The organism is Acidisphaera sp. L21 (genome assembly GCF_009765685.1).
In the GTDB taxonomy this organism is placed as follows: Bacteria; Pseudomonadota; Alphaproteobacteria; order Acetobacterales; family Acetobacteraceae; genus LMUY01.
The window spans coordinates 57,275-66,911 of record NZ_LMUY01000065.1 but is presented as its reverse complement, the minus strand read 5'-3'; the positions used below and the strand labels follow the sequence as shown (position 1 = coordinate 66,911).

Sequence of the window (9,637 nt, the reverse complement as noted above, 5' to 3'; positions counted from 1 at the left end):
CTTCCAGGCGCGACCGCCGACGATGACCAGGGGCGTGGTGATGCCGCTGGCCAGATAGGCCTCCGCCATGCGGCCGACGTTCTTCTTCGGCTCGAGCGCGCCGTAGAACAGCAGGTAGCCCTTGTGTTCCAGGTTGAACAACCGCAGCAGCCAGTCGGCCAATTGCTCGCCCGGCGCGATGTGATCCGGTAGCCCGGCGGTTTGATAGGTGTTGGTCACGCGCGCCCGGTCGACAGGAAACAACGACGCGATGTCCCGCAGCGAGGATTCCGACACGGTGCAGATGTGGTCGCCCCAGCGCAGGCAGCCGCGGATCAGGCGTAGATAGGCCCGCTTGTTGTCCAGCGTCGTATACGGCAGGCGCAGTGGAACCAGGTCGTGCAAGGTGTAGATGTTGCGCGCGCCCTCGATCTGGATCGGCAGCGGATAGGTCCAGTGCATGATCGCCGGCGGGTCGGGGATACGCACGGTCAGGAACCGCTGGGTGCGGCGGAAGTAGCGCTGGGCGACCTCGAACAGTTCGAACACGTTCAGCAACCGGTCGAAATGCGGCATGCGCGCCGCGAACGGGCTGGCGATCACCCGCCCGGTCACCGGCACCTGCATGGCCGTGCGGCCCAGCGGCGTGGTCACCACATCCTTGATCCAGCGCGGGCTCATGGGCAGGGGGGACTTGCGACCGCCCTCCTTGTCCAGCCCGTCGAAAAAGATCACCTCGCGCAGCATCTCCGGCGTTTTGCCGCCGAATGCCATGCCGTACAGGACGTCCACCGGATAGCCCAGATCGCCCACCACGTTGGTGAGCATGCGGCCGTAAGTGGCGACGCCGGTTCCCCGGGGCATGGCCATGTTGAATCCATCCACACCGATCCGCATCGTCTTCCGGTCAGCCTGCACCTGTGTCTCCCCGCTTGGTCGCCGGCCAACCAGCCAGCACCGCGCCATACAGCGCGCAGAGCCGGTCCGCATAGGCCCCGGGCGAGAACATCTGCGCCCGGAGGCGGCCGGCGGCGACCAGCCTGCCCCGCAGGCCGGCATCGCCATCCAGGGCCGCAATCGCCGCGGCCAGTGCCCGAACGTCGTACGGGTCTGCCAGCAGGGCCGCGCCGGCCGCTATTTCGGCCGGGGCGCCGACATTGGTGGTCAGCGCCGGGACGCCAAGCGCCATCGCCTCCACGGTGGGCAGGCCAAACCCTTCGGCCAGGGACGGCGCCAGGACCGCGGCGGCTTCGCGGATCAGGCCCAGGATTGCCTCCCGCGCCAGCCAGTCGACCCGGATGATGCGGGGACGGCCCTGCGCGGCGCGGGACGCGGTGCCGGCCGGCACCAGCAGGTCGCCGGCGGCGGACAGTTCCTCCGCAGCCTGCCAGCCATCCGGCCCGGCCAGCACCAGCGCCCGGCACGATCCACTCAGCCGATACGCCTCCACCATGCGGGCGATGTTCTTCCGCCGCTCGACCGTGCCGACATGCAGGAAGTAATCGCCGGGTGCCAGACCCAACGCCTCCAGGATGTCTGCGGCCTTTGCGAGGGTGGGGGCGACGTCGACTGGCAGGTAGGTATTGGTCACCCGATCGGCGGGCCAGCCGAGCGTGGAAATGATCTCCCGCCGCGAGGTTTCCGAGATGGTGACGAGGTGGGTGGCCTCATGTCGCAGCCGGGCTAGCATGCGGCGGCTGCGCTGCAGCCGGATCGGCGTCAGATCCGGCTGCAGCAGCGGAATCAGGTCCAGCACGGAATACAGGTTCGGCACGCCCGCGAGATGCAGCGGAAGCGGATAGCTCCAGTGCATCAGTGCCGGCGGGGACGGGGTGCGCAGGCGGAGATAGCGGCCGTAGGCGTCGAAATGCACCTGTGCCCGGCGGAATACGTCGCGTGCCAACATGCCGCCCGGAATGGGATTTGCCTGGACTGGCCAGGGCGACGCGGCTGCCATCCAGCGCCAGGCGCGACCCGGCGGAACGTCGTCTGGATCGGCCGAGTCGGTGAGCGCCGACAATGTGAAGCCGGCTGCCCGCACGCCACGCCGCAGCCCGCTCGCATATTCGGACGCACCGGTGCCGCGCGTCCACAGCACGACCCGCTGGTCCACACACACAGATCGCGTGTCAACGCCTTGCGTCGCCTGCGGTGGTTCCAGTAAGCCTGGGCTTGGCCCTCGATCGAGTGGTGACGATGACATACGGGGCGAGCGTCTAGCACCTATGACCAATTCCGCCATACGGCTTGCTTGCCGAACCAGCGTTGCATCCGTCCTCCTACTGTCCGGCTGTGGCTCCCTCCCCACCTCCGGCCCTAGCAACAGCCAGGTTCTGGATGGGACTTTGTCCACGAACAACCCGCTCGGGATCAAGCTGGTCGACCTCACGCCCGCGGTGGTGCAGGAACTGCGTGGCCAGCAGGAACGCCAGATGAGCATCATCGACAACCTGCGCACCAACGCTGCCGTGGACCGGCTCGGGCCAGGCGACGTGCTGGCCATCACCATCTACGAGGCGGGGAACGGCCTGTTCAGCCCGCGCAAGGCCACGTCCGACACCGATGCCGCGCCGACTGGTTCGACGGCCGAAAACCTGCCTCGCCTGCAGGTGGACCGCAATGGGCTGATCATGGTGCCCTATGCCGGGGAAATCCGGGTCGCCGGGCACACCACGACCGAGGTTCAACGCATCATCGAGGACCGGCTGAGGGACAAGACCGCACAGGCGCAGGTTCTGGTCAGCCTGGTCACCAACGGCAGCAATATCGTCTACATTTCAGGCGACGTGAAAGCCTCTGGCCGTTATCCGCTGTCCCTTGCGCATGAGCGTTTGTTGGACATCGTGGCCCTGGCCGGCGGCCCGACGCACAGCCCGCAGGACACGCTGGTGAAGGTGGACCGCCATGGGCAGGAGGCGACGACCTCGCTGACCCGGGTGCAGACCATTCCGGCGGAGAATATCGCCATCGAGCCGCAGGATCGGATCCAGGTGGATTACCTGCCGCGCTCCTACCTGTCGTTCGGCGCGACCGGGCGGGTGGCGCAGGTGCAATTCGACGCTGCCACGGTGTCGCTGGCCGAGGCGGTGGCGCGCGTGGGCGGCCTGAACGACGATCGCGCCAATCCCGAGGCCGTGTTCCTGTTCCGCTACGAACGGCCGGCCAATGCAGCCGCGTTGGGCGTGTTGCCGCCGGGTGCGCCGACGTCTGCGGCGCCAGCGGTGCCGGGCACGGCGCCGACCGGCACGCCCGTGATCTACAAGGTGAACATGCGGGAGCCGCAGACGTTCTTTGCCATCCAGCAGTTCCCGATGCAGGACAAGGACGTCATCTACATCGCCAACGCGCCGACGGTGCAGATCTACAAGTTCCTGCAGTTGATCTACACCTTCGCCACCCCGGCGATCACGGCCCGCGCCGTCGTTCAATAGCGACCTAGAGCAAATTTCGTGCTGAAAGATGCACGAACTTTGCTCTAGCTCTTTGTTTTGGCGAGGATTTTTATCCGCCCGATGATTCTCATCGCGCGACAATGTTCTAGGCCGCCGGGCAACTGGCGGCCTACAAGGCGCGGTAGAAATCCACCGCCTCGTCCACGCTGCCGCACATGGTGAGGACGCTGTTGTTGATGACTGCGGCGGTGTCGCAGACCTCGCGGATGAACGACATGTCGTGCGACACGAGGATCATCGCGCGGTCGTTGCGCTTGCCAAAAAGCTCTGATTTGCAGCGGTCGAAGAACCGGGCGTCGCCGACCATGATCACTTCGTCGATCAGGTAGCAATCGAACTCGATCGCGATGGACAGCGCGAAGGCCAGGCGGGCGCGCATTCCCGAGGAATAGGTCTTCACCGGCTCGCGCAGCTGGTGGCCCAGCTCGGCGAAATCGTCCACGAAACGCCGGGTGGAGTCGTAATCCAGACCGTAGATTCGGCAGATGAATCGCAGATTGTCCAGCCCGCTGAGGCTGCCCTGGAACGCCCCGCCGAAGGCCAGCGGCCAGGACACCGACATATCCCGCTCGACCCGGCCGGAGGTGGCTAGTTCGACGCCGCCGATGATTTTGATCAGGGTGGATTTACCGGCGCCGTTGCGGCCGAGAATGCCCAGTTTCTGGCCGGGCTGGACCTCAAAATTGACGTGGTCCAGCACGCGGCGGCTGCCGCGATGCACCTTGTAGTCCTTGACGATGTCGACGCAGCGAATCATCAGATCACACAGCAAACCCGGACACGCGTAGCGCCATCAAGCGATCCGGTGTTCCCGCGCACCAGAGATGACCAATGTTGCACCGATGAACGCACCGCAGAGGCAGGCGAACACGACGGCGATGGAGGCCAGCCGCTTCGGATAGGCCGGGTAGTCCGACACGTTCGGCCTTACGATCGTCTCGAGATAGAGCTGCTGACGCTCCGACTGCAGCCTTTCTGCCTCCAGCGAGCTGGTGGCGGAGGCGAGTTGCTTGTCGGCGAACTGACGCTGCAATTCCAGCATGTCGAATGCGGTGATCTTCGGCACGAGAGAGGCGTCGGTGCCGGTGATCTTGGATCGTGCGTCGGTGATCTGCCCCTGCAACGCCTCGGCCCGGCGACGCAGATCGGAGATCAACGGGCTACGCGGCGTCGATGTGGTCACCTGCGAGAGCTGCAGATTAGTCCGCGACAGCATGGTCTGCAGTTCGTTGATGCCAGCGAGCATCGGCACGGATTGCTTCGTCGGGTCCAGCAATGCCTCGCGGTTACGGAACTCGGCAATTTCCTTGGCGACCTGCTGCACACGGGCCTCGGCAACGCCAACCTCCTTGCGCGCATCGCCCATCGCATTCTCACGCTGGCGCTCGTTCATGCGGTTGATCAAGTTCTCGGCCGACACGAGCAGGGCAGATGCCACACGCTCGGAATCGTCTGGCCGGAAGGTTCGAACCGTCAACGTCGAAACGCCGGTGCTGGAGTCGAGCAGGACTTCGACGTGGTTCTGGTAATACTGGTAGAAATGCTCAAACGTGCGGTGGAAACTGAAGCGGGGGAAGCGCGACCAGAAATCCGCCTCGGGCCGCAGGAACACGCTTCCGACATCCTGCGTCTTGACCAACTCGGTCAACGCGTCGCGGGACGTGATGTAGTCCTGAACGGCGTAGGTATCCTCCTCCGCATGCGACAGCCCGGTGGAGGCGAGCAGCGATGAAAGATTGCCCTGAGACTGTGCCGCCGGCCCGCGTACGACGAACTTCGCCTCGGACACATATTGATCAGCAGCAATGGTGAAGTAATAAACTGATACAATCAGCGTCGGAACGACGACTGCGACGATGAAGCAAAAAAGCTGCAAATGCCGCTTAAGCCACGAAGGTGGCTTATGACGGGGCATTGCAACCCTGTACCGCATGCCTTGGGTTGCGACATCGGGCGCAGTGACATCTATGCCGTCCATGTCGTTGGCTTGCCTGAAGATGGTCCGAAACGCAATGCGAAACCGCGGCTTAACTTATGTTGTTTGTTACGAATCCAGTCTTCTGAGACGTGATTCGAACGTTCGATGACCACTGCCAGGCGGCTGATATTCAGACCCAGTGATATCGGATCAGCGCCAGGCCAGTAGGTTGAATGGGGTATGCACCTGCCCGTTCTGCACGACGACGGTCGCCGTGCGTCCCACAAGCAGCGGCAGACCGGGTGGCACGTCGTCCAACGCCACCCGCACTGGCACGCGCTGCGCGAGCCGCACCCAACTAAAGGTCGGGTTCACGTTGGCCAGCATGTCGCCGGAGGCCGTGCGCTCCCGGTCGGCGATGGCGGCGGCGACGCTCTGGATGTGGCCGTTCAGTAGGGTTGGCATGCCCATCAACTGCACGGTCACCCGGTCGCCGGGGGCCATACGCTCCAGCTTGGTCTCCTCGAAATACCCCTCGACCCGGATCGTGTCGCTATCCACCAGCGCGAACACCCCTTTGCCGGCCGCCACGTAGTCGCCGGGGCGCAGGTCCATATTGGTGATGGTGCCGTTCACCGGGGCCTTCACCTCGGTCCGGGCCAGGTTCAACTGCGCCACGCCGCGATCCGACAGCGCCTGGCGGTAGGAGGCACTGGCGAGTTGCATGGCGGCGTTGGTCTGCTCCTGCTTCTCCTGCGAGGTGGAGAGGGTGGAGAGCTGGTGGTAGCGGTTGAAGTCGCGCACCGCCTGGTCCAGCGAGGCCTTGCGGGCGGCGACGACGGCATCGGCCTGCTGCAAGGCGAGGTCGAACCGCGCCGGGTCGACGCGGAACAGCACGTCGCCGATGTGGACGGCCTGCTCGTCATGGACCATCACCTCGACCACGGGGCCGGTCACGTCCGGCGCCACGCCGACGACATCGGCCCGCACCCGGCCGTCGCGGGTCCAGGGGTCGTCCACGTAGTAGGTCCAGATCTGCCGGCCGATCACCACCGCGACCAGGACGACGACGAGGGTGACGGCGATGCGCCCGAGGGCGGCTAGAAACTTCATGTCGGTGCCCATTGTGAAGCCAGGGCGACGACGCCGCCCAAGAGAATAACGAAGATGGCGACGTCGAACAGCGCCGGGTGCCAAACCAGCCGGTAGAAGCCGATCGGCCGCAGGATGGTGCGCAACGCCACCGTGGCCAGCACGGCCAGGAAGGCCCACACCAGCAAGGCCGGCACGAACACGCCGTAGAGGCTCAACTCACCGATCACGCCGCGTGCTCCAGAACTGGGAGGGTTTCGATGAGGGGCGGGGCGTATTCCGCCGCGTCCGGGAAAAAGCCGAGGCGGATGCCGACGAGGCCGAGCACCACGTCGTCGCGCGACTGGCCCGGCGGCATGGCGGCGGCGCTGGCAATGGCGTCGTCCAGAGCTTGCAAATGCAGCCGGGCCGGGGCGTAGCGCTGGGTGCCGGCCCGAACGTGGAATTCCGCCGCCAACCCGTCCAGGACGGCATCCAGCGCAGCCCGCATCGGGGGCGACAGCAGATGGCGGCCGCGGCGCAGGTCGACCACGTTCAGACCGATCCGGACGCTGGCCATCATCTCCGGCCAGCCTTGCCCGGCGGCGAGGCGCGGCGCCAGTTGCCCGGCACGATCCAGCATCCGGCTGGCGAAGACGGCGCGGTTGCCACTGCCGCGCTGCTCGGCCGCGCGGGCCAGGGCGGCCCAGTTCGCCCGCAGCAGCCGGCGCGCCACCCATTGCGGCTGCACCACCCGGGCGATCACGGTTACGAGGGCGCCGCACCACATGCCGCCCACCAGGGACAGGCCGCCATTGGCGAAGCTAGCGAAATCGGCCGAGTAGCGGTTCTGCAGCGCCAGCAGCGCCGGCGTGTTCGCCGCCACGGCCAGGCCCATGATCATGTTCTTCGGGTTATAGGCAACCAGCCCGGCCAGGATGAACAGGGGCGCCAGCACGAGGACCAGCGACTCATAATCCTGCACCATCGGCATGATCGCGAAGACATAGAACCCGCTGACCAACACGGCGATGCCGCTCCATTTCGCAAACCCCAGCTGGCCCCCTACGGGATTGTCCAACCCGGCGAAGAAGCTGCACACCACCGCCGCCATGACGGGTAGGGAGCTGCCGTCCGGCCAGGCGGTGAGGATCCAGAAGGCGGTGCTGCCGATGATCGCCACCATGGCGGCCAGGCAGGAGCGGATCGCCAGCCCGGTATCCACGTGCCGCGCACCTGCCCCGCCGGCGCCGTCGACGTCCGGAACTGCGAGTTTCGGCCGGCCCGGCGCACCCAGGATATAGCGCCGCAGCCGCGCGCAATCCGCCTGCAGATCCAGCAGATCGCGCAGCCGGACCATCAGATTGGCACGCAGCAGCTCGGGCCAGCTTGCCCCTTCGCCCAAGGCGGGGAAGGCCGACTGGATCGTGTGGCGGAGCGGGGCCGCCTCTGCCTCCGGCGCGCCGTTCTGCAGCCAGCCGCGCATGGCATCGACCGCGCCCTGTTGCGCCGGGGGGAGACCGTATGGGCGCAACGCCCGGACCCGGCTGGCGATGGACGAGGTCAAAGGCAGCAGCAGCAGCATGCGGGACCGCAGCATGTCCGACCAATGTCCCACCCGGCCCGGGGATCCTGGGTCGTAGCCGAGATGGGAGGCTAGTACGTCGATATCGATCGCATCCGCCGCCAGCCTGGCCCGCGCGGCTTCCGGCATCGCCGTTGATGGATCTCCCAACGCCTCCTGCGCCCAGGCGCCGGCATGTCCGAGCCAGACGCGAACCCGCTCGCCGAACAGATTGCCGATCGCATCCGGGAATACCAGCGAGCCGATGACGCTGGCGCAGATGATGCCCAGGCCGATCTCCTGCACGCGGGCGATGGCGGTGGTGAAGATCTCGCCGGGTGCGTCGACGGAGGGGAAGGCGATGATTGGCGCGGTGTAGCCGGCCAGCATGAAGATGTAGCTATAGGGGCGGCGATCACGCAGCGACAGGAACAGGCAGCCACCGGTCCACAAGGCCAGCGCCAGCGTCAGCAATCCCGGCGAGGTGGATAAACTCGGCACCAGCAGCACCGCGCCGATGCCGCCCAGAACTGTGCCGAGCAGGCGGTATAGGCTCTTGGACAAGGTCGGTCCGGCGAAGGGCTGGGCCACGACATACACCGTCGTCACCGACCAATAGGGCCGCGGCAGGTCGATGCGCAGGGCGATGTAGAGCGCCAACGCGGCGGCGGCGAAGGCCTTCAGCGAGAAGATCCAGGCCCGCAAGCTCGGCAGGGTCATTCGCCCGCCCCCACCTGGCCGAGCGTGGCCTGCCAACCGTTCAGGAATATGCCCACCGCCTGCCGCACCCAGTCGGCATGCGACATTTCGAATTTCGGGCGACGCCCGGTCAGCGCCATCCGCCACGGCGCGCCGGAGATCATGTCGTAGAGCAAGCGTGCCGAAATCTCGTCCGCCAGCGCTGGCGTGCCGTCGGCGCCGCGCGCCTCCATCAGCAACCTGGCCAACTGTGGGATCGGCCCCAACTCGATCTGCTGGACCAGCGTTTCGACCAGGGAGGGGAAGCGGTACGCCTCCGACAACAGCACCCGGTTCAGCCGCACCATGTCCGGCGCCAGGAGCGCCAGCAGCAATTGCAGCCCGACCTTTTCCAGCCGTATCTGCAGCGATCCGCTGGCTCCCGCAGCGTCCACCGTGTGGCGCCAATCGCGGAACACCTCGTCGATGACGGCGCGGAAGAGGGCTTCCTTGTCGCCGACCTTCACATACAGCGTGCGCTTGGTCGCGCCGGCGTGCTCCGCGATCTGCTGCACGCTGGTGGCGGCAAACCCGTTTTCCAGAAACAACGCGCGGGCGCTGGCGAGAATCCGGTCGGGCATTGCCTCCGCCGCCTCTCGCGACGGCCGGCCGCTACGGCGGGTTGAGGCGGGCGGGCGGGCGGCGGGATCTTGGAAGGCGATAATTGACACTGTGCGGTTTCATTAAGCCCGCACATGCTGCGGTGCAAGAAGATTCTTCATAGCAGATGCCGACGCAGCATCGTGCGCAACTCGTCCAGCACGCCTTCCCGCAGCGCTTCGTGTTCGCCCCGGACGACCATGGTGATCCGTATCGGCTGCGGCACGCGTCCTGGCTGGGTAGCCTGCCGCAGCGGGAACGCACGTCCGGTGGTGCTGTGGTGGAGTTGAAGGCCAGCCTATAGCAATCGCCCGC

The 9,637-nt window shown here is 66.2% G+C and carries 10 protein-coding genes; 2 read left to right on the top strand and 8 right to left on the bottom strand.

Annotated elements, in window-relative coordinates; all coding sequences use genetic code 11:
* Both GSQ76_RS12310 and GSQ76_RS12305 read right to left on the bottom strand, forming a co-directional pair.
* Positions 1-897, bottom strand: an 897-nt coding sequence (locus GSQ76_RS12310) for a glycosyltransferase (protein ID WP_254070376.1), incomplete at its 3' end; no start/stop codon positions are given.
* Complete coding sequence (locus GSQ76_RS12305; protein WP_158744204.1) at positions 887-2,092, bottom strand: glycosyltransferase family 1 protein; 1,206 nt, start codon at positions 2,090-2,092, stop codon at positions 887-889. The genes GSQ76_RS12305 and GSQ76_RS12310, both read right to left, overlap by 11 nt.
* A gap of 232 nt (positions 2,093-2,324) precedes the next feature.
* Between GSQ76_RS12305 and GSQ76_RS12300 the strand changes: the two genes are divergently transcribed.
* Positions 2,325-3,410: a polysaccharide biosynthesis/export family protein gene (locus GSQ76_RS12300; protein ID WP_158744203.1), complete on the top strand. Its 1,086-nt coding sequence runs from the start codon at positions 2,325-2,327 to the stop codon at positions 3,408-3,410.
* A gap of 130 nt (positions 3,411-3,540) precedes the next feature.
* Here the strand turns inward: GSQ76_RS12300 and GSQ76_RS12295 are convergent, their stop codons facing one another.
* From GSQ76_RS12295 to GSQ76_RS12270, 6 genes are all read right to left on the bottom strand, one after another.
* Complete coding sequence (locus GSQ76_RS12295; protein ID WP_158744202.1) at positions 3,541-4,188, bottom strand: ABC transporter ATP-binding protein; 648 nt, start codon at positions 4,186-4,188, stop codon at positions 3,541-3,543.
* A 36-nt stretch (positions 4,189-4,224) separates the two neighbouring features.
* Positions 4,225-5,220, bottom strand: a complete 996-nt coding sequence (locus GSQ76_RS12290; RefSeq protein ID WP_158744201.1) for a capsule biosynthesis protein — start codon at positions 5,218-5,220, stop codon at positions 4,225-4,227.
* Between the two features lie 339 nt (positions 5,221-5,559).
* Complete coding sequence (locus GSQ76_RS12285; protein ID WP_158744200.1) at positions 5,560-6,462, bottom strand: HlyD family secretion protein; 903 nt, start codon at positions 6,460-6,462, stop codon at positions 5,560-5,562.
* Positions 6,459-6,671 carry a DUF1656 domain-containing protein gene (locus GSQ76_RS12280; RefSeq protein WP_158744199.1) on the bottom strand — a complete coding sequence of 71 codons (213 nt, stop codon included), beginning with the start codon at positions 6,669-6,671 and terminating at the stop codon, positions 6,459-6,461. The genes GSQ76_RS12285 and GSQ76_RS12280 overlap by 4 nt, the downstream gene beginning before the upstream one ends.
* Positions 6,668-8,704 carry an FUSC family protein gene (locus GSQ76_RS12275; protein ID WP_158744198.1) on the bottom strand — a complete coding sequence of 679 codons (2,037 nt, stop codon included), beginning with the start codon at positions 8,702-8,704 and terminating at the stop codon, positions 6,668-6,670. The genes GSQ76_RS12280 and GSQ76_RS12275 overlap by 4 nt, the downstream gene beginning before the upstream one ends.
* A complete protein-coding gene (locus GSQ76_RS12270) occupies positions 8,701-9,393 on the bottom strand; it encodes a TetR/AcrR family transcriptional regulator (protein WP_158744197.1) in 693 nt (230 codons plus the stop codon). Before GSQ76_RS12270 ends, GSQ76_RS12275 begins: the two co-directional genes overlap by 4 nt.
* 56 nt (positions 9,394-9,449) lie before the next feature.
* Here GSQ76_RS12270 and GSQ76_RS12265 point away from each other — a divergent pair, with 56 nt between their 5' ends.
* On the top strand, positions 9,450-9,626 hold the full coding sequence (locus tag GSQ76_RS12265; protein WP_158744196.1) for a hypothetical protein: 177 nt from the start codon (positions 9,450-9,452) through the stop codon (positions 9,624-9,626).
* The last annotated feature ends 11 nt before the right edge of the window (positions 9,627-9,637 follow it).

Bases quoted from the DNA above. Each gene is read 5' to 3' on its own strand.
- GSQ76_RS12295 (WP_158744202.1), bottom strand. From the start codon at position 4,188: ATGATTCGCTGCGTCGACATCGTCAAGGACTACAAGGTGCATCGCGGC.
- GSQ76_RS12285 (WP_158744200.1), bottom strand. From the start codon at position 6,462: ATGAAGTTTCTAGCCGCCCTCGGGCGCATCGCCGTCACCCTCGTCGTC.
- GSQ76_RS12275 (WP_158744198.1), bottom strand. From the start codon at position 8,704: ATGACCCTGCCGAGCTTGCGGGCCTGGATCTTCTCGCTGAAGGCCTTC.
- GSQ76_RS12265 (WP_158744196.1), top strand. From the start codon at position 9,450: ATGCCGACGCAGCATCGTGCGCAACTCGTCCAGCACGCCTTCCCGCAG.